Consider the following 19,888-nt stretch of genomic DNA (forward strand, 5'->3'; position numbering starts at 1 on the left):
GATGGGCGGATGCCCCTACACGCGGGCGACCGCGTCCGCGGCCGCCGGCGACGCCGACACCCGCACGCGCGACCAGCGCACCGGCGAATGGTCGCCGGCGCTCGAGGAGGAGTTCGGCACCGCCCACTCCCAGTACGCCGAGTTGCGGCAGACGAACCCGTTCCCCTGGAGCGAGGACTTCGGCGGCTTCTGGGCGGCGACGACGTACGACGACGTGGTGCGCGTCACCCAGGACGAGCGGTTCATCACCTCGGTGCAGAACGTGGTGCCGCACGTTCCCCGCTCGTCTCGACGTCCGCCCCTGCACTTCGACCCGCCCGAGCACACCGCCTACCGGGAGGCGATCGATCCGGTGATGCGGCGAGGCGTGGTGAGAACCCACGAGGCGGCGTTCCGCGCGAGCGCCGAGGAGCACGTCGGCGCGATGCTGAATCGTGGCGGCGGCGACGGAATCGCCGACTTCGCCGCCCCCTTCGTCGTCGACTGCTTCGCGGCGTACCTCGGAGTGCCGGCGGAGCTGACCCGACGAGTTCGCGAGATCGGCGTGCGCTACGGCTTCGCCATCCAGGACATGGACGACCCGGTGATCGCCGAGTGCAGTGCGCAGCTGTACGAGATCGCGGAGCGGCTGTACCACGCCCGCCTCGCGCAGGAACCCGACCCGAGCCTCGATCTCGTGGCGAGCCTGCACGCCGCCGCCCAGGATCCCTCGAACCACATCACGGAGCGGACGGCCATCGCCACCATCCGACAGATGATCGTCGCCGGCATGGCCGCCCCGCAGGCGGTCCTCGGAAGCTGCGTCGTCCACCTCGCGGGCGACCCGGAACTGCAGGCCCGCCTCCGCGCGAAGCCCGAGGACCTGCCCGCCGCCATCGAGGAGTTCCTTCGCCTGCACGCCCCGTACCGGGTCTTCGCCCGCACGCCGCGCGAGGACGTGGTCGTGCACGGTCGACTCGTGCGCGAACGGGAGCCGATCGCGCTCATCTACCCCTCGGCCAATCGCGACCCGGAGGTGTTCCACGATCCTGACGAGTTCGTGCTGCACCGGAGGAACAACTCGCATCTGGCGTTCGGACGGGGCGCTCACCGGTGTCCCGCGGCGACGATGGGACGCGTGGAGTTGCTCATCGCCCTCGAGACGCTGCTGGCGCGAACGAGGTCGTTCGAGCTCGACGGCGCGGTCCGGATGATGAACTGGCTCGAGTACGGGCCGCGTACGGTACCCCTGCGGATCGATGCCGCGTAAGCCGGTGCACTCCGGGGGCGTGCCGACGCACGTACCGCCCATCGGTGCCGCGGCTGGCACAATCTGGGTATGACCGACCGGCTGCTCCCACGTCACCAGCAGGGAGCACGGTCGCAGCAGCTCCTCACCGTTCTCCTCGGCGACTATTGGCACCTGCGCGACGAACCCCTTCCCTCGGCGGCGCTCGTCGCGCTGCTGGGCCGGTTCGGTGTCACACCCGCCGGAGCTCGGGCGGCGGTGCAGCGGCTCGCACGCCGCGGCTTCCTCGTGCCCGTGAGGTCGGGCCGGACGACCCTCTACGCCGTTCCTCCGATGAGCCGGGAGCGGGTCGACGCCCATGTGCGCATCCTGTTCCGAACCGACCCGGGGCAGGAGTGGGACGGCACCTGGACCCTGGTGAGCTACTCCCTCTCGGAAGATCAGCGCAGCACGAGGAATGCGCTTCGCGAGCAGCTTCGCCAGGCGCGGTTCGGGTCCGTCCACGACGGTCTCTGGGTGCGGCCCGGCGACGCCAGACCGGTGGTCGACGAGATCCTGGGCGCCATGGGGGAGTCACCCTCGGGCGGTCAGCTCGCCATCTTCGTCGGCGCGCGCCTTCCGCACGGCGACCAGGTGGAGTTCTCCAGTCAGGCCTTCGGACTCGACGGCGTCGCCGCCGACTACCGCCGGTTCATCTCACGGTGGCAGGAGGTCGCCGCCCGGGTGGGTGAGGGGATCGACGACGCACACGAAGCGCTCCAGCTGCGAACGTCGATCATGCGCGACTGGCGTGAGCTTCGGCACGAGGACCCCATGCTCCCCCCTGAGCTCCTCGGTGGGGGATTCCCCTTCGACGAGGCGCTCGACGTGTGCTCCACGGTGTACGACCGCACCGGTCCGGCTGCCGAAGAGGCCTTCCGCGGCATCCTCCGCACCCACGCCCCCGAGCTGGCCGACTTCGTCTCGCACCACACCTTCGCCGCCTACCGGTCCGACGACTCGATGAGGCGGGTCAGGTAGCGAGCGTCGCCGCGAGCGGCTCCGTCGCGCCGGGGGCCAGCGTGAATCCCGCCGCCGCCCCGTCCACCCGCACCTCGTAGCCGCCCGCGAATCCGGCCACGGACACGCGGCCCGAGGCATCCGTTCGCAGTGTCGTGGGCGGCAGCCACCACTCGCCCTTCACCAGCTCGTGCAGGGCGTCGTACGACGGCTTGCGGGATCCGTCGGCGCGCAGTAGCCCGATGGGCGCGCCGAGCCACGCTCCGCGGTCGGTGATGCCCCAGTAGGTGATGGCCTCCACCGCGGGGTGACCCACGAGCGACCGGTAGTGGCGCACGAGCTCGTCGGCCTGGCGGGACTCGCCCTCGGGCGTCGACGGCCACGATTCGACCTGCCAGTCGTTGAGGTCGACGATCTCGGGCGGCATGAGGTCGCCCGAGACGAGCGACGTCTCGGTGAGGTGCAACGGCAGCCCGTAGCGGGCGAAGCGGTCGACGATCGCGAGCACGGCCTCCTCGCCGCGGTAGCCCTGGTGCATGTGCGTCTGCAGCCCGATGGCGTCGATGCGGATGCCCGCCTCGAGCACGCCCTCGATGAGGCATTCGTACGCGCTCGAGAGGTCGAAGTCGTTGAGGAGCAGCGTCGCCTTCGGGTTCGCGGCGCGGGCCTCCTCGAACGCGAGCCGGATGGTCGGGATGCGTCCGCGCTCCCGCGCAAGCCGGGTCAGCCCATTCTCCTCCTTGTCGAACACGGGCATGATCACGACCTCGTTGATCGCGTCCCACGTGTCGATGAGCCCCGCGAACTCGGTCACCTCGCGACGGATGCGCGCGCGCAGCGCCGCCTCCACCTCGTCGGTCGTGAGCGGCAGCAGCCAGTCGGGCGCGAGGGTGTGCCAGGCGAGCGGATGCCCCTTCAGCGCGACGCCCCGCGCGGCGAACCACTCGGCGGCCCGGCGCAGGCGCTCGGTGTGCGCCCGGCCCCGCTCGGGCTCGAACTCGGCCCAGTAGAACGGCAGCGTCGCGGTGTTGAAGAGCGCGAGCCAGTCGGCGGCGAGCTGCTCGTCGCCGGGCCGTCCCTCGTCGTTCGCGAGCGCGATGAGGTCGAAGCCGATGTTGCCGAACGCGAACGCGTGGCGGGTCTGCTCGATGGTGACGTCGGTGTCGGCGAGCGGCCGTCCATCGGCGCCCGTGAACGTGATCGTCGACTCGACGAGGCGATGGGCGGGGGCGGATGCCACGGCGGCGCGTTCGGGCATGTTGTGGTCCTCGCTCAGGCGCCCGCGGCGCCCGCGGCGGACCGCGCGCGCTCGGCGTACTGGTGCCGGATCTCGGGCCGCGTGTCGGGCGCGACCTCCTCGGCGATCTCGACGGGCCAGCCCGGCCGTTCGCCCGAGAGCACCCACGCGGCCTGGCGCGCGGCGCCGTCGGCGACGTATTCGCCCGGGGCCGGCACGACGACGGGCACGTCGAACACCTGCGCGGCGATGCGTCGCACGGCCGGGTTCTGGGCGGCGCCGCCGATGAGCAGCACGCGCTCGGCCGCGACGCCCTGGCCGCGCACGGCGTCGAGTCCGTCGGCGAGCCCGCACAGCATGCCCTCGATCGCGGCGCGGGCCACCGCCGGGCGCGTGGTGTTCGCGAGCGTGAGACCGGTCAGCGACGCCGTGGCGCCCGGCAGGTTCGGCGTGCGCTCGCCTTCGAAGTACGGCACGAGCACGGCGCCGGATGCCCCGGGCCCCGCCTCGAGCGCGAGGCGTCCGAGCTCGGCGTGGTCGACCGCGAGGAGGCGCGCGGTGGCGTCCAGGACGCGGGCGGCATTCAGCGTCGCGATGAGCGGCAGGTACCGTCCCGTCGCGTCGGCGAAGCCCGCCACGGTGCCCGAGGCGTCGGCGACGGGGGCATCCGTCACCGCGAACACCGTGCCGCTCGTGCCGATCGAGACGACGACGTCGCCGGATGCCGCGTCCAGGCCGAGTGCGGCGGCCGCGTTGTCGCCCGCGCCCGGGCCGACGAGGATGCCGTCGGGTGTGCGGCCGGCGGCCTCGCCGGGGCCGAGCACGCGGGGGAGGATCGCGTCGTGCCCGAGCGCCCGCACGAGGAGGTCGCGGTCGTAGCCGCCCGAACCCCAGTACGCCGTGCCGCTCGCGTCGGAGCGGTCGGTGGTGAGCTCGTCGAGCACCGGCCCGAGCGCCGACTCACCCTCGGGCCCGAAGCCACGGAGGCGCCAGGTCAGCCAGTCGTGGGGGAGTGCGACCGCGGCGACCCGGGCGGCATGCTCGGGCTCGGCGTCGCGGAGCCAGCGCAGCTTCGTGGCCGTGAACGACGCGACGGGCACGACGCCCGTGCGACGTGCGTACTCGTCGGCGCCGACCTCGTCGATGAGGTCGCGCGCGGCCTGTGCCGACCGGGTGTCGTTCCAGAGCAGGGCGTCGCGGATGACCCGTCCCTCGGCATCGAGCACGACCATGCCGTGCTGCTGCCCGCCGATCGAGACGGCCTCGACGCCCTCGAACCCGCCCGCGTCGGCGAAGGCGGTGAGCAGCGCGCCCCACCAGGCGGCGGGGTCGACCTCGGTGCCGTCGGGATGCGCGGCGCGGCCGGAACGCACGAGGGTCCCGGTCGCGGCATCCCGGATCACGACCTTGCAGGACTGCGTCGACGAGTCGACGCCGGCGACGAGGGTCATGGGTGGTCGACTCCGATCGTGAATTTCTCGAGGGTTAACGTTGCCCGCCGAGTGTTACCGATTGTTCCGGGCCGTGCGCGGCCAACGTGAACAGTCGGCGGGTTGAGGGGGGAGAGGGCGGGGGAGCGGACGGGAGGATCAGCCGCGGGCGCCGAGCAGGTGCTCGGTGGCGAGCTGCTGCAGGCGCACGAACCCGAAGCCCCTGCCGCCGAGGTAGGCCGACGGGTCGAAGTCCTCGTAGGCCGAGCGGTCGGCGAGCAGGTCGTCGTACGACTCGCCGTCGTTCAGCGTCGGCTTCGCGAGCTCGGTCACCTTCGCGGCCTCGAGCGCCGCCTGCACCTCGGGGTCGGCGCGGAAGGCCGCGGCGCGCTCCTTGAGCAGGAGGTAGGTGCGCATGTTCGCGGCGGCCGAGTCCCAGACGCCGGACTCGTCCTCGGTGCGGCTCGGCTTGTAGTCGAAGTGACGGGGGCCCGTGTAGGCCGGGCTGCCGCCGGGGCCGCCGTTCTCGAGCAGGTCGACGAGCGCGAACGCGTTGTGCAGGTCGCCGTGGCCGAACACGAGGTCCTGGTCGTACTTGATGCCGCGCTGGCCGTTGAGGTCGATGTGGAAGAGCTTGCCGTGGTACAGCGCCTGCGCGATGCCGGCGGCGAAGTTGAGGCCGGCCATCTGCTCGTGACCCACCTCTGGGTTGAGGCCGACCAGCTCGGGGCGCTCGAGCGAGTCGATGAAGGCAAGCGCGTGCCCGACCGTGGGCAGCAGGATGTCGCCGCGCGGCTCGTTCGGCTTCGGCTCGATGGCGAAGCGGATGTCGTAGCCCTTGTCGGTGACGTACTGGCCGAGCAGGTCGACCGCTTCGCGGTAGCGCTCGAGAGCCGATCGCACGTCTTTCGCGGCGTCGTACTCGGCGCCCTCGCGGCCGCCCCACATGACGAACGTCTTCGCGCCGAGCTCGGCGGCGAGGTCGAGGTTGCGGAGCACCTTGCGGAGCGCGAAGCGGCGCACCTGGCGGTCGTTCGACGTGAACCCGCCGTCCTTGAAGACGGGGGCGCTGAAGAGGTTCGTCGTGATCATCGGCACGATGATGCCGGTGGCCTCGAGGGCACCCTTCAGCCGGTCGATCTGCTTCTGCCGTTCGGCGTCGGAGGAGCCGAACGCGAACAGGTCGTCGTCGTGGAAGGTGAGGCCGTAGGCGCCGAGCTCGTCGAGCTTCTCGACGACGTGCACCACGTCGAGCGGATGCCGCGTGGGGCCGCCGAACGGGTCGGTGCCGTTGTAGCCGACCGTCCACAGGCCGAAGGAGAACTTGTCGTCACGGGTCGGGGCGCTGGCCATGATCCGCCTCTCAGCGTCGTCGATGAATTTGTTGGCGTAGAAAACATAACCCGTCGGATGGCGCGGCGCAAGCCGACGGGCGCCATTTGTTCCTCAATTCCACAAACAGCTTGCGAAGCGCTTCGACGACGGCGTAGAGTCGCGTCCCAGTTCAATCGAAGCGTTTCTACGATGGAGTCGACATGGCGAAGATCCACGAGGTGGCCAGGGCCGCCGGCGTGTCCATCAGCACCGTGTCGTACGCGCTGAGCGGCAAGCGCCCGATCGCCCCCGAGACCCGGCGGCGCATCGAGGAGGCGGCCCGCGAGCTCGACTACCAGCCCAACGCCGGGGCCCGCATGCTCGCCGGGCGTCGCACGCAGATCTTCGCGCTCACCGAGCCGTTCCGGGCCGACACCCATGCGCCCGCCCACATGGCCTTCGTGCTCGCGACCTCCATCGCCGCGCGGAAGTACGAGTACGACATCCTGCTCCTCACCGAGGAGGAGGCGTCGGCGGGCATGCGCCGGGTCGCGTCCAGCGGGCTCGCCGACGGCGTCCTCGTGCTCGACGTCGCGCCCGACGACGAGCGCGTCGCCCTGGCGCGGCGGATCGCGCTGCCCTGCGTGTTCATCGGCGTGCCCGACGACCACGAGGGGCTCGTCTGCGTCGACCTCGACTTCGAAGCGGCCGCCGCGCTCGCCGTGGACCGACTGGCCGACCTCGGGCACCGTTCGATCGGCCTCATCGGGCACCCGCCCGCCTCGTACGTCCGCTCGAACTTCCCGCCGCGGGTGCGACGGGGGCTCGAAGGGCGGGCGGCCGAACTCGGCGTCGACTGCGCCGTCGTCCTGCCCGAGGCCGACGGACCGCGCCGCACCCCCGTGCGCGCGGCGGTTCGGGAACTCGTCGAGGGCGGCGCCACCGCCCTCGTGCTGCATTGCGACGACACCAGCCATGCCGTCGCGCTCGACGAGCTCGCGGCGCTCGGCCGCCGCGTGCCCGACGACGTGTCGGTCGTCTCCGTGGGGGCGACCTTCGACACGTCCGCCTTCCATCCGCCGATCGACTCGGTCCCGCTCGTGCCGAGCGCGTCGTGCGAGCTCGCCGTCGAGCTCGCCATGCGAATGGTCGACGGCGGCGACGTCCCGGCGGCCGTCCACCTGATCGCCCCCGAGTACCGGGCGCACGGTTCGACCGCGCCGCCCCCGAGCGCGTCCGCCTGAAACGAGCGCGCCGCCACGCGGCATCCGTTCGTCCGTGATCGAAGCGCTTCGACCGCTCGACAACTGAACACTCCGCACACACCACGCACACACCACCCACACCAGGAGAGGTAGCAATGAAGCACACCAGAACCCTCGCCACGGCCGCGTCGCTCGCGGCGGCGGCGCTCATCCTCAGCGGATGCTCCGGCGGCGACGCCGGCGGCGACGAGAACACCCTCCGGCTCTGGCACTACGAGGGCGCGGACTCGGCCATGGGCATCGCCTGGGAGCGCGCCATCGAGATCTTCGAGGACGAGACCGGCGCCACGGTCGAGTTCGAGGAGAAGAGCTTCGAGCAGATCCGCTCGACCGCCAGCCAGGTGCTGAATTCTGACGAGGCACCCGACATCCTCGAGTACAACAAGGGCAACGCGACCGCGGGCCTCCTCTCGAGCGAGGGCCTCCTGACCCCGCTCGACGACGTCGTCGACGAGTACGGCTGGGGCGACCTCCTCGCGCCGTCGCTGCAGACCACGGCCAGGTACGACGAGAACGGCATCATGGGCTCGGGCAGCTGGTTCGGCGTGCCCAACTACGGCGAGTTCGTGCAGGTCTACTACAACAAGGACGCGTTCGCCGCCGCCGGCCTCGAGGTGCCCACCACCTTCGCCGAGTTCGAGGACGTGCTGCAGGCGTTCGTCGACCAGGGCGTGACGCCGCTCGCGACCTCGGCCGCCGAGTACCCGCTCGGCCAGCTCTGGTACCAGCTCGCGCTCACCGAGGCCGACCGCCAGTTCGTGAACGACTACCAGCTCTACGAGAACCCGGTCGACTGGGAGGGCGACGAGATCGGCTACGCAACCGAGACCGTGAAGGACTGGGTCGACGCCGGCTACATCTCAACGGATGCCTCGGGCCTCAAGGCCGAGGACGCCGGCGTGAGCTTCATCAGCGGCGACGCCCCGATCTTCTACTCGGGCAGCTGGTGGTACGGCCGGTTCACGAACGAGATCACCGACTTCGAGTGGGGCACGTTCCTGTTCCCCGAGGCCGAGCTGTCGCCGGGATCGGCGGGCAACATGTGGGTCGTCCCCGAGCGGGCGAAGAACAAGGAGCTCGCGTACGAGTTCATCGACATCACCATGCGTCCTGAGATCCAGGCGCTGCTCGGCAACAACGGCGGCGTGCCCGTCGCGGCCGACGAAGCCGACATCACCGACGAGAAGTCGCAGGAGCTCATCGCGAACTTCAACGCGCTGAACGACATGGACGGCATCTCGTTCTACCCCGACTGGCCCACGCCGACGTTCTACGACGAGCTCAACGCGGGCCTGCAGGAGCTCGTGAACGGCACGAAGTCGCCGGCCGAGGTGCAGCAGCAGCTCGGCGAGCAGTACCAGTCGGGCGTCGACGACATCGTCGGCTGAGACCCGGACGCCGCGGCGCGTGCGTGCGCCGCGGCATCCGCCCTCGGGGCTACCGGTCCCACCCACCGATGCCGGACCACCGGAAGGAACCACCATGTCAGCCCTCGACGCCAGGGCCGCGACGACGATCGAGGTGACGGATGCCGCGGGCGGGCGACGCGGACGCGCGCGACGCAACCCCGGAGGCCCCGAGGAGGGCCTGATCCCCGGCGCCCGTCGCGGCACCTACTGGCTCTACCTCGTGCCCGGGCTCGCGCTGCTCGCCGTCATCGTGGTGGTGCCGCTGTTCTGGAACATCTACCTGACGTTCACCTCGTACCGAGGCATCCGCCCGCCCGAGTGGATCGGCCTCGACAACTGGGTCGAGCTCATGGGCGACCGGGTGTTCTGGACGAGCTTCGGCAACTCGATCGCGATGATCCTCGCGATGGTGATCGTGCCGACGCTGCTCGGCCTGCTGCTCGCGGCGATGCTGTTCGACCTGATCGGGCGCAAGTTCGGCGGGAGGCTCGCGAGCTTCCTGCGGGCGACGTACTACCTGCCGCAGATCCTGCCCGCGGTGATCGCGGCGATCGTGATCGGCTGGATCCTCCGCCCCCAGAACGGCGCGCTGAACCAGGTGCTCGAGGGCATCGGCCTCGGCGACCTCACCCGCAACTGGCTCGGTAGCCCCGACACCGCACTGCCGAGCCTCATGGTGATCATGATCTGGGTGCAGCTCGGCTACCCGATCGTGATCTTCATGGCGGCCCTGCAGCGGGTCGACCCCGAGCTGTACGAGGCCGCCGAGCTCGACGGCGCGAACTGGATCCAGCGGTTCCGGGCGATCACGGTCGGCATGATACGGCCGGAGATCTTCGTCGTCACCCTCACCTGCACGATCGCGGCGCTCAAGGTGTTCGGCCCGGTCTACGCCCTCACCGGCGGCGGACCCGGCACGTCGACCATCGTGCCCGCGTACTACGCGTACAGCGAGTTCTTCCAGTCGCAGCAGGTCGGCTACGGCGCGACCATCGCGACCGCGCTCACGGTCGTGATCGCCGCGGTCAGCGTGCTGTTCATCCTGGCCCAGCACCGCATGGAGCGGAAGGAGGAGGGCCGATGACCGCCATCGCCCGCGAGCTCGACCCCGAGCGGCGTGACGTCGATGTGTCGACGGATGCCTCGACCGCGCGCCGACCCGGCCGCGACCTCCGTGGCCCCGGCCGTTCGCCCCGCCGCAGCGGCTACGCCAAGCGAACCCCGGGCGACTGGGTGGTGCTCGTCGTCGCAGTCCTGCTCGGCTTCTTCATCGCCGTGCCGTTCCTGCTGATCCTGGTCAACTCGTTCAAGTCGCCCGCCGACTACAACACGTCGGGCCCGCTGACGCTGCCCACCGAGTTCTACGTCGACGGCATCGTCGCGTTCTGGGAGCGGGTCGACTTCCCCGAGAAGCTGTGGAACAGCGTGTTCATCTCGGGACTCGTCGCCGTCTTCGCCGTGCTCATCTCGATGCTCAACGCGTTCGCGCTCGGCATCGGCCGGGTGAAGGGCCGGCTCTGGATCGTCGTGGTGATCCTGCTCGCGAACATGCTGCCGCAGGAGGTGCTGCTCTACCCGCTGTACTTCATGTTCAAGCAGGTCGGCCTGTACGACAGCCAGTGGGCGGTCATCATCATCTTCACCGTCATCCAGTCGGCCTTCGGCACGTACCTGCTCGCATCGGTCTACTCGACGTTCCCGAAGGAGCTGCTCGAGGCGGCGTCGCTCGACGGGGCGAGCCGCTGGCAGATCCTCTGGCGCGTGGTCTACCCGATCTCGCGGCCGACGCTCTCGGTGCTGCTGATCTTCTTCTTCATCTGGACGTGGAACGAGTTCCTCATCCCGCTGACCTTCCTCGTGTCGAACGGGACCCAGACGGTGCCCGTGGCGATCACGGTGCTGCAGGGCGACCGGCTGATGGATGTCACGACCACGAGTGCGTCGGCGCTGCTCGGCCTCATCCCGACGCTCGTCTTCTTCCTCATCTTCCAGCGCACCCTCACCAGGGGCATCACGGCAGGAGCAGTCAAGTAATGAAGTTCACCGACGGGTTCTGGCACGCACGGCCGGGTGTCGAGGCGCTGTACGCGCAGGAGGTGCGCGACCTCGCGGTCGAGACCGGGAGCGACGGCGACGAGCTCGTGGCGTGGGCGCCGACGCGGGTCGTCGCAGGGCGCGGCGACACGCTGAACCGGCCGATGCTCACCGTCTCGCTCGCGAGCCCGGCCGAGGGCGTCATCCGGGTGCGGGTCGAGCACCATCGCGGCACCCCGCGCGACGTCGGCTTCGAGATCCAGGCGGATGCCGCGCACCGCGCCTCGATCTCGGTCGGCGACGACGGCGGCGTGGTCGACGCCGGCTCGCTGCGCGCCCGCCTCCGCCGCGGCGCCCCGTGGGAGCTCACGTTCGAGGACGCCGATGGCGGCCAGGTCACGACGAGCGGACACAAGTCGGTCGGCTACATGAAGCTCGCGCCCGGGGCGCCGGTCGCCGCCGAGCCGGCGGGCATCGCCGGCATCACGACGACCGGCCTCGCCGAGGCATCCGCGTACCTGCACACCCAGCTCTCGCTGGGGGTCGGCGAGCTCGTCTACGGGCTCGGCGAGCGATTCGGCCCGCTCGTGAAGAACGGCCAGACCGTCGACATCTGGAACGCCGACGGCGGCACGTCGAGCGAGCAGTCGTACAAGAACGTGCCGTTCTACCTGACGAACCGCGGCTACGGCGTGCTCGTGAACCACGCCGGGCACGTGTCGTTCGAGGTCGGGTCGGAGGCGGTCGAGCAGGTGCAGTTCTCGGTCGCGGGGGAGTGTCTCGAGTTCCTCGTGATCGCCGGCCCCACGCCTGCCGAGGTGCTCGACCGGTACACGCGGCTCACCGGCCGGCCGGCGCGCGTGCCCGATTGGTCGTACGGCCTGTGGCTCTCGACGAGCTTCACGACCGAATACGACGAGGCGACGGTGGGCGCCTTCATCGACGGGATGGCCGAGCGCGACATCCCACTCGAGGTGTTCCACTTCGACTGCTTCTGGATGCGCGAGTTCCACTGGACCGACTTCCAGTGGGACCCGGCGGTCTTCCCCGACCCGGAGGGCATGCTCGCGCGGCTGCACGACCGCGGGCTGCGCGTGAGTGCGTGGCTGAACCCGTACATCGCGCAGCGGTCGCGGCTCTTCCGCGAGGGACTCGAGCGCGGGTACCTGGTGCGGCGGCCGGGCGGCTCGGTCTGGCAGTGGGACCTCTGGCAGGCGGGCATGGCGCTCGTCGACTTCACCAACCCCGAGGCGACGCGCTGGTTCCAGGAGCACCTGCGCGGGCTCGTCGCGCAGGGCGTCGACGCGATCAAGACCGACTTCGGCGAGCGGATCCCGATCGACGTGGTCTGGCACGACGGCAGCGACCCCGAGGCGATGCACCACCGGTACACCCAGCTCTACAACCGGGCGGTGTTCGAGGTGCTCGAGGAGTCGCGCGGCGAGGGCGAGGCCGTGCTGTTCGCGCGGTCGGCGACCGCGGGCGGCCAGTCGATGCCCGTGCACTGGGGCGGCGACAACTCGTCGACGTTCACGTCGATGGCCGAGAGCCTGCGCGGCGGCCTGTCGCTCGCGATGAGCGGCTTCGGCTACTGGAGCCACGACATCGGCGGCTTCGAGGGCGACCCCGACCCGGCCGTGTTCAAGCGCTGGCTCGCGTTCGGGCTGCTCTCGAGCCACTCGCGCCTGCACGGCTCGACGAGCTACCGCGTGCCGTGGGCGTTCGACACGGGCGACGAGGCGCCGGGGCAGTCGGCCGTCGAGGTCGCGCGCACCTTCGCGAAGCTCAAGGCGTCGCTGCGGCCGTACCTCGTGGCCGCGGGCGAGGAGGCGCACCGCACCGGCACGCCCGTGATGCGGCCCATGCAGCTGGCGTTCCCTTCGGACGCTGCGGTCGCCCACCTGGACCGGCAGTACCTGCTGGGACCAGACCTGCTCGTCGCGCCGGTGTTCTCGGCGTCGGGCGACGTGGAGTACTACCTGCCTGAGGGGCGCTGGACGAACTGGTTCACGCGCGAGACCGTCGAGGGCGGCGCCTGGCGCCGTGAGCGCCATGGGTTCGACACCGTGCCGCTGTGGATCCGGGGCGGAGCGCTGATCCCGGTCGTCGACGCCGCCGGCGTCGCGGGCGAGGTGCGTGGCTGACCGATGAGCACCGACGCAACCCCCGACTCCCGCAACACCCTCGCGACGGCGATCTCGCCGCGATCCGCCAGCCGCTCGACGTCTGGGCGTCGACGACTTCTCCACCGTGACGGTGCGCCGGTGCCTCGCCGAGCTCATCCGCTCCCGACGCATCCCCGTCGGGAGTTTCGGCGCTAGCATCGAAACATGGAAACGGATGCCGCACCCGAGCGCGTGACGCTCGCACTCGTCGCCGAGGAGGCGGGCGTCTCGCTCTCCACGATCTCGAAGGTGCTGAACGGCCGGGCGGATGTCGCGGCGGCGACCCGCGCACGCGTCGAGGGGCTCCTGCAGCATCACGGGTACGAGCGGCGCGGCGCCCGTGCCCAGCCGAAGGCGGAGCTCATCGAACTCGTCTTCCACGAACTCGACAGCGTGTGGTCGATGGAGGTCATCGCGGGCGTCGAGGCCGTCGCGAAGGAGCACGGACTCAGCGTGGTGCTGACGGTCAGCGGCAGCCGGCACGCGCCCGATCCCGATTGGATCGAGGCGGTCATGCGCCGACGTCCCGTCGGCGTCGTGCTGGTCTTCTCCGACCTCGCGCCCGAGTACCGCGAGCGGCTGCGCTCCCGGGCCATCCCGTTCGTCATCGTCGACCCCGCGGGCGACCCGTCGCCCGACGCTCCGTCGGTCGGCTCCGCCAACTGGTCGGGCGGGCTCATGGCCACCCGCCACCTCATCGAGCTCGGGCACCGGCGCATCGCCGCGATCACGGGTCCCGAGGACATGATGTGCTCCCTCGCCCGCCTCGACGGGCTGCGCTCGGCGATGAACTCCGCCGGGCTCGAGATCCGGCCCGACTGGATCCGCTTCGGCGACTTCCACATGAGCGGCGGGCGCGACCACGCGCGCGAGCTCCTCTCCTCGCCCGACCGCCCGACCGCGATCTTCGCGGGCAGCGACCTCCAGGCGCTCGGCGTCATCGAGGCGGCGCGGACGCTCGGCCTCCGGGTGCCCGAGGATGTCTCGATCGTCGGCTACGACGACATTCCGCTGGCGCAGTGGATGACGCCGCGGCTCACGACCGTGCACCAGCCGCTCCGGCGCATGGGCGAGGAGGCGACCCGGCTCGCCATCCGGATGAGCGAGGGATCGGTGGGTGCGACACCGCGCATGGACCTCGCGACGAGCCTCGTCGTGCGCGACAGCACGGCGCCGCCCCCGACCGACTCCTGACCGACGGTGACCGGCCCGCACCGCCGCCGCCGACGACCGAACCCCGGCCGCCCATGTTCGAGCCCCGATCGGGGATATTGACGCCGACCACAGGGGGAGGGATGCTGAGGCGTCCCGCAACGACGGGCATTCGGGAGGCGATCGACATGGCCATGTCCGCACGAGCCGTCGCGGCGAAGGGGTCGGTCGACACGGTCACGACGTTCTTCTCGAGCATCCAGGACGCGGCGGGCGACCCCGACGCGCTCGATTTCACGTTCGGCAACCCGCACGAGATGGCACTCCCGGGGCTCACGAACGCGATGCGCGCGCAGCTCGAGCCGCGGTCGGTCGACTGGTTCGCCTACAAGACCAACGAGCGACCCGCCCAGGAGGCCGTTTCCGCCGGCCTGCGCACCGAACTCGCCCTCGACTTCGAACCCGACGACATCGCGATGACGCAGGGCGCCTTCGGCGCGATCTCCCTCGCGCTCGCGATGCTCGCGGACGCCGGCGACGAGGTCGTCATTCCCGTGCCGGGCTGGTTCTGCTACGCGCCCATGCTCCACGCGGTGAACCTCGTGCCCGTCGGGGCCGCACTCGACCCCGTCGACTTCTCCCTCGACCTCGACGCGATCGCCCGTTCGCTCACCCCGCGCACCCGGGTGGTCATCGTGAACTCGCCGGCCAATCCCACGGGACGCGTCTATCCGAAGGAGACGTGGGACGCGCTCGCCGAACTCCTCGACGAGACATCCAGGCGACACGGGCGGCGCATCTGGATCCTCTCGGACGAGCCGTACCGCCGCATCCGATTCGACGGCATCGGCTTCACGACACCCGCGGCCTCCTACCCGTGGACGGTCATCGACTACAGCTACGGCAAGGTCCTGCTGGCCCCCGGGCAGCGCCTCGGATACCTCGCCCTCTCGCCACTGCTCCCGAGCGCGGAGCGCGCAGAACTCAGGGCCGCCCTCATGCCGCTGCAGCTCGCGATCGGCTGGGGATTCCCGGATGCGCTCATGCAGTACTCCGTCCCCGCCCTCGAGGGCGTGTCCATCGACGTGGCGGAACTCACCCGCCGGCGGGATCGCCTCTACGGCGCGCTGCGGGACGCCGGATACACGCTCACCCGGCCCGAGGGCACGTTCTACCTCTGGGGCCGGGCGCCCGGGGGCGACGGCGCGGCGTTCTGCGCGGCGCTCGCCGCCCGCGGCGTGTACCTCATGCCGGGCACGCTGTTCGACCAGCCCGAGCACTTCCGCATCTCGCTCACCCCGACGATGGACATGATCGAGCGCGCCCTCCCGACCCTCGTCGAGGCCGGCGAGCCGGGTTAGTCCACGGACACGATCGCGACGTCGGGGTGCAGCCGCCGGGTGTGATCCACCCTGCGCGTCGCGCCGACCAGCCGCACCGTGTGCGCGAACGGCAGGTCGCCGCTCGAGCGGCCGGCGCTCAGCACGATCTCGCCGGGCTCCACGATCCGCTCGCCCGAGCGTCCCGTGAACGACGCGAGTTCGGCCGGAACCGTGAAGCGCACCTCGGCCTCCTCGCCGGGCCCGAGCTCGACCCTCGTGTAGCCGATGAGACGTTGCACGGGTCGCACGACCGACGCCACCGGGTCGTGCAGGTAGAGCTGCACGACCTCGGTGCCGGCACGGTCGCCCGAGTTTCGCAGCCGCAGGCGCACGTTCGCCTCGCCGTCGACGCCGATCTCATCCTCGTCGCCAGTGAACGACTCCCACTCGAACGCCGAGTAGCCGAGGCCGTGGCCGAACGGGAAGGCCGGCGTCGGGTCCACGTTCGACACGCCGTTCGCCCGCGCGAGCGGCGCCGCGAGGTAGGTGGTGGGCTGCGAGCCCGGCGTCGCGGGGATCGACACCGGCAGGCGACCGCTCGGGTTCACGCGTCCGCTCAGGACGCCCGCGATCGCCGGTGCGCCCTCCTCGCCGGCGAAGAACGCCTGCACGATGGCCGCGGCATCCGTCACGGCGCGACCGAGGGCGTACGGCCGCCCGGTGAGCAGCGTCACGACGGTCGGGGTTCCCGTCGCAAGCACGGCGTCGACGAGCTCCTGCTGCGCGCCGGGCAGGTCGAGTGCCTCCGCGTCGCAGCCCTCGCCGCTCGTGCCGCGGCCGAAGAGGCCGGCGCGGTCGCCGAGTGCGAGGATCACGACGTCGGCGGATGCCGCGAGCGCCGCGGCATCCGCGATGCCCTCGGTCTCACCGCCGTCGACCGACGTGCCCGTGGCGTGACGGATGTCACTGCCCGGGAACTCCGCCCGGAGCGCCTCGAGCAGCGTCGGGATCTCGATGCCCATGGCGACGCCGGGGTGCTGCACGACGACGTGCGCGGGGAACGAGTAGCAGCCGAGCATGGCGTACGGGTCGTCGGCGTTCGGGCCGATGACCGCGATCGTGCGAGGAGAAGATGGCGCGATCGGCAGCGTGCCGTCGTTCTTCGCGAGCACCACCGCCTCCTCGGCGAGCCGCGCCGCCAGCGCGCGGTTCTCCGGGGAGTCGAGGTCGATGCGGCCGCGGAGCGCGTCGGCGTCCGTGACCCCGACGCCCTCGAGGGCGCTCGGCACCGGCGACCAGTCGGCATCGAGCATGCCGAGTTCCGCCTTCTGGCGGAGCACCCGGCGCAGCGCCGTGTCGATGGTCGACTCCGCCACGGCGCCGGCCTCGACCGCTCGGCGCAGCGGCTCGCCGAACGTCTTCACCGTCGGCAGCTCGACATCGATGCCCGCCTCGAGCGCCGCCCCCGCGGCATCCGCCCACGACTCGGCCGTGCCGTGCAGGAGCTTCAGGAACGCGATCGTGAAGTAGTCGGCGACGACCGTGCCCTCGAAGCCCCACGTGTCGCGGAGGAGCTCCGTGAGCAGGGTGCGGTCGGCGGCCGTGGGCACGCCGTCGAGGTCGGTGTACGCGTTCATGACGCTGCGCGGGCCGCCCTCGCGCACGGCCATCTCGAACGGCGGCAGCAGCACGTCGGCGAGTTCGCGCGGTCCGACCGACACGGGCGCGAGGTTGCGTCCGCCCTTCGAGGCCGAGTAGCCGACGAAGTGCTTCAGCGTCGCGATGACCCCGGATGCCTCGAGCCCGCGCACGTACGCGGTGCCGATCGTGCCGACCAGGTACGGGTCCTCGCCGATGGTCTCCTCGGTGCGGCCCCACCGGGCGTCGCGCACGACGTCGAGCACGGGGGCGAGGCCCTGGTGCACGCCCACCGATCGCATGTCGGCGCCGATGCGCCGTGACATCCGCTCGACGAGCTCGGGGTCGAACGTCGCCCCCCACGACAGGGGGACCGGGTAGGCGGTCGCGCCCCAGGCGGCGAAGCCCGCGAGGCACTCCTCGTGCGCGAGGGCCGGAATGCCGAAGCGGTTCGCCGCGACGATGCGCTCCTGGGTGCGCACGAGGGAGAGCGCGCCGGAGGCGGCATCGATGGGTGCCGTGCCGAACTGGCGCGTGAGCTGACCGAGGCCCGAGGGGAGCAGCCCGTCGAGGTCGATGTGATCGTCCATCTCGTGCTGGTGCGGCGCGACGTCGGCGCCGCCGTCGTCGGATGCCCCGACCCACACGCCGTAGAGCTGGGCGAGCTTCTCGTCGAGGGTCATCTCGGCCACGAGCGCGTCGACGCGCTCGTCGACCGGCCGGGCGGCGTCTTGCCAGGGCCGGATGTCGCGTGCGGCAGCGAGTTCCTGCGTCATCCCTTCACCGCCCCGGTCAGGCCGCCGACGATCCGGCGCTCGAACACGCTGAAGAAGATGAGCGCTGGGATCATCGACAGCGAGGTGAACGCGAGCACCTTCGCCGTGTCGACGGAGTACTCGGAGGAGAACGCCTGCACGCCGAGCGGCAACGTGAAGGCCGCCTGGTCGTTGAGGATGAACAGCGGGAGCAGATAGCTGTTCCAGCTTCCGACGAACGCGAGGATGCCGACGGTCACCACGCCCGGGATCGAGAGCGGGAGCACCATTCGCCAGAAGAAGCCAAGTCGGCTGCAGCCGTCGATCGCGGCCGCCTCCTGGATCTCCTCGGGGATCGCGCGCAGGAACGGCACCAGGATGATGATCGTCACGGGGAGCGCGAACGCGATCTGCGGGAGGATGACGCCGCCGAGCGAGTTCATGAGGCCGAGCGAGCGCACCACGATGTACAGGGGCGTGATCGCCACCGTGAGCGGGAACATCAGGCCGGCGGCGAAGAGGGCGTACAGCGCCCCGCGCCCGGCGAAGCGGTAGCGCGCCAGGACGAAGCTCGCCATCAGGCCGAGCACGATGACACCGAACGTGGTGGCGAGGCCGACGATGGTGGAGTTCAGCACCTCGCGCCAGAACACGTCGCCGGTCAGCACGTCGAGGTAGTTCACGGAGACCCAGGGGTCGGGCATCCCCGACGGGTCCACGGTGATCTGCGAGTTCGTGCGGAAGCCGCCGATGATGATGTACGCGATCGGCACGAGCATCACGCCGATCACGAGCACGGCGACGAGGTAGACGATCGGGCTCGCGGCCCGGAGGCGCGGCGACGTCGATCGCCGGCCGCGTCCGTCGACGGGGAGCACCGCGGCCGCGGTCTCGGGGTAGGCGGTCATCGCTGGAACCGGCCCTTCTTCTGGTCTCCGGTGATCGCGCCTTCGGTGTCGCGTCGGAGGACGAATCGCTGGTAGACGAGTGCCACCACGAGCGAGATGACGAACAGGACGACGGCGACGGCGTTGCCGTAGCCGAAGTTGCCGGCATTCCTGCCCTCGGACACCATGTATGTCGCCATGGTGGAGGTGCCGGCCGTCGAGGCGACGTACTGGCCCCAGATGATGTACACGAGGTCGAACAGCTGGAGCGATCCGATGATCGACAGGAAGGCCCAGATCCGGAGCGTCGGGCCCATCAGCGGAAGCGTGATGTGGCGCTGGATCTGCCAGAACGTCGCGCCGTCGATCGCGGCGGCCTCGTTGAGTTCGTCCGGGATGCCCTGCAGGCCCGCGAGGAAGAGGATCACGGCGAAGCCGATGTACTTCCAGGTGATGATGCCCATGAGCGTCCAGATGGCGAGGTCGGGATTGCTCAGCCAGTCCTGGGCCAGGAAGCCGAGGCCCATCTTCTCGAGCAGGTCGTTGACCGCGCCGTTGGTCTGGAGCATGAGGCTCCAGCCGGTGCCGACCACGACCTCGGCGATCACGTAGGGGACGAAGATGAGGACTCGGATGATCGACTGGCCGCGCATCCGGCGATTGAGGAGCAGTGCCAGCAGGAACGCCGCGGGCCCCTGGAGGATCAGGGAGAGCACGACGATCGTGAAGTTGTGCAGGACCGCCTCCTGGAAGGCCGGGTCCTGGAGGATCGTGACGTAGTTCCGGAATCCGATGAAGTCGGTGGGCGGTCCGTAGCCCTTCCAACTGAAGAAGCCGTAGTAGGCGGCCATCACGACCGGGAAGATCACCAGGCCGAGAAACACGATCAGGGCGGGGCCGACGAGGAGCGCGATCTCGAGCCTGGCGCCCCAACCGGTGCCGCGACGGCGCCGGGGGGAGGGGGGCGTCGCCTGGGCGACGCCCCCGTCGTGGTGCGCGGGCCCTGCCGGCACGTCGATCTCCGTCGCAGAGTCCACGCGAGCGGTCATCGCC

Annotated in this window: 15 protein-coding genes; 9 read left to right on the forward strand and 6 right to left on the reverse strand. The window is 70.9% G+C overall.

From position 1 onward, the window contains the following. Position 1 precedes the first annotated feature (1 nt). Together EZM51_RS01785 and EZM51_RS01790 are read left to right on the forward strand one after the other, a co-directional pair. Positions 2-1,249: a cytochrome P450 gene (locus EZM51_RS01785; protein ID WP_136706451.1), complete on the forward strand. Its 1,248-nt coding sequence runs from the start codon at positions 2-4 to the stop codon at positions 1,247-1,249. A gap of 69 nt (positions 1,250-1,318) precedes the next feature. Further along, on the forward strand, positions 1,319-2,248 hold the full coding sequence (locus tag EZM51_RS01790) for a PaaX family transcriptional regulator C-terminal domain-containing protein (protein ID WP_136706453.1): 930 nt from the start codon (positions 1,319-1,321) through the stop codon (positions 2,246-2,248). On the opposite strand, the gene EZM51_RS01795 is transcribed toward EZM51_RS01790, so the two are convergent. The 3 genes from EZM51_RS01795 to xylA all read right to left on the reverse strand — a co-directional run bounded on the left by EZM51_RS01795 (position 2,241) and on the right by xylA (position 6,247). Continuing rightward, a complete protein-coding gene (locus EZM51_RS01795) occupies positions 2,241-3,485 on the reverse strand; it encodes an endo-1,4-beta-xylanase (protein WP_136706455.1) in 1,245 nt (414 codons plus the stop codon). The genes EZM51_RS01790 and EZM51_RS01795 overlap by 8 nt on opposite strands. A gap of 14 nt (positions 3,486-3,499) precedes the next feature. Then, entirely contained in the window at positions 3,500-4,915 is a 1,416-nt protein-coding gene (gene xylB, locus EZM51_RS01800; protein ID WP_136706457.1) for a xylulokinase, read from the reverse strand. Positions 4,916-5,053: 138 nt separating this feature from the next. Continuing rightward, a complete protein-coding gene (gene xylA, locus EZM51_RS01805; protein WP_136706459.1) occupies positions 5,054-6,247 on the reverse strand; it encodes a xylose isomerase in 1,194 nt (397 codons plus the stop codon). 182 nt (positions 6,248-6,429) lie between these two features. Here xylA and EZM51_RS01810 point away from each other — a divergent pair, with 182 nt between their 5' ends. From EZM51_RS01810 to EZM51_RS01840, 7 genes are all read left to right on the forward strand, one after another. After that, on the forward strand, positions 6,430-7,452 hold the full coding sequence (locus EZM51_RS01810; RefSeq protein ID WP_136706461.1) for a LacI family DNA-binding transcriptional regulator: 1,023 nt from the start codon (positions 6,430-6,432) through the stop codon (positions 7,450-7,452). A gap of 116 nt (positions 7,453-7,568) precedes the next feature. Then, positions 7,569-8,861, forward strand: coding sequence for an extracellular solute-binding protein (locus EZM51_RS01815; protein WP_136706463.1), 1,293 nt, complete (start codon positions 7,569-7,571; stop codon positions 8,859-8,861). 94 nt (positions 8,862-8,955) lie between these two features. Further along, entirely contained in the window at positions 8,956-9,966 is a 1,011-nt protein-coding gene (locus EZM51_RS01820) for a sugar ABC transporter permease (RefSeq protein ID WP_136706465.1), read from the forward strand. Beyond that, positions 9,963-10,916 (forward strand): carbohydrate ABC transporter permease, encoded by a 954-nt coding sequence (locus tag EZM51_RS01825; RefSeq protein ID WP_136706467.1) that lies wholly within the window; start codon positions 9,963-9,965, stop codon positions 10,914-10,916. Before EZM51_RS01820 ends, EZM51_RS01825 begins: the two co-directional genes overlap by 4 nt. Further along, positions 10,916-13,060, forward strand: coding sequence for an alpha-xylosidase (gene yicI / locus EZM51_RS01830; RefSeq protein WP_136706469.1), 2,145 nt, complete (start codon positions 10,916-10,918; stop codon positions 13,058-13,060). The genes EZM51_RS01825 and yicI overlap by 1 nt, the downstream gene beginning before the upstream one ends. 186 nt (positions 13,061-13,246) lie before the next feature. Beyond that, positions 13,247-14,275, forward strand: a complete 1,029-nt coding sequence (locus EZM51_RS01835; protein WP_136706471.1) for a LacI family DNA-binding transcriptional regulator — start codon at positions 13,247-13,249, stop codon at positions 14,273-14,275. A 146-nt stretch (positions 14,276-14,421) separates the two neighbouring features. Beyond that, a complete protein-coding gene (locus tag EZM51_RS01840) occupies positions 14,422-15,594 on the forward strand; it encodes an aminotransferase class I/II-fold pyridoxal phosphate-dependent enzyme (RefSeq protein WP_136706473.1) in 1,173 nt (390 codons plus the stop codon). Here the strand turns inward: EZM51_RS01840 and EZM51_RS01845 are convergent. The 3 genes from EZM51_RS01845 to EZM51_RS01855 are packed head-to-tail and all read right to left on the reverse strand — an operon-like array spanning position 15,591 to position 19,884. Further along, positions 15,591-17,969, reverse strand: coding sequence for a glycoside hydrolase family 3 N-terminal domain-containing protein (locus EZM51_RS01845; protein WP_136706474.1), 2,379 nt, complete (start codon positions 17,967-17,969; stop codon positions 15,591-15,593). The genes EZM51_RS01840 and EZM51_RS01845 overlap by 4 nt on opposite strands. Continuing rightward, complete coding sequence (locus EZM51_RS01850; protein ID WP_136706475.1) at positions 17,966-18,856, reverse strand: carbohydrate ABC transporter permease; 891 nt, start codon at positions 18,854-18,856, stop codon at positions 17,966-17,968. Before EZM51_RS01850 ends, EZM51_RS01845 begins: the two co-directional genes overlap by 4 nt. Then, entirely contained in the window at positions 18,853-19,884 is a 1,032-nt protein-coding gene (locus EZM51_RS01855; RefSeq protein WP_136706476.1) for a sugar ABC transporter permease, read from the reverse strand. The genes EZM51_RS01850 and EZM51_RS01855 overlap by 4 nt, the downstream gene beginning before the upstream one ends. Positions 19,885-19,888: the final 4 nt, after the last annotated feature.

Source organism: Agromyces sp. H66, assembly GCF_004959775.1.
Classification (GTDB): domain Bacteria; phylum Actinomycetota; class Actinomycetes; order Actinomycetales; family Microbacteriaceae; genus Agromyces.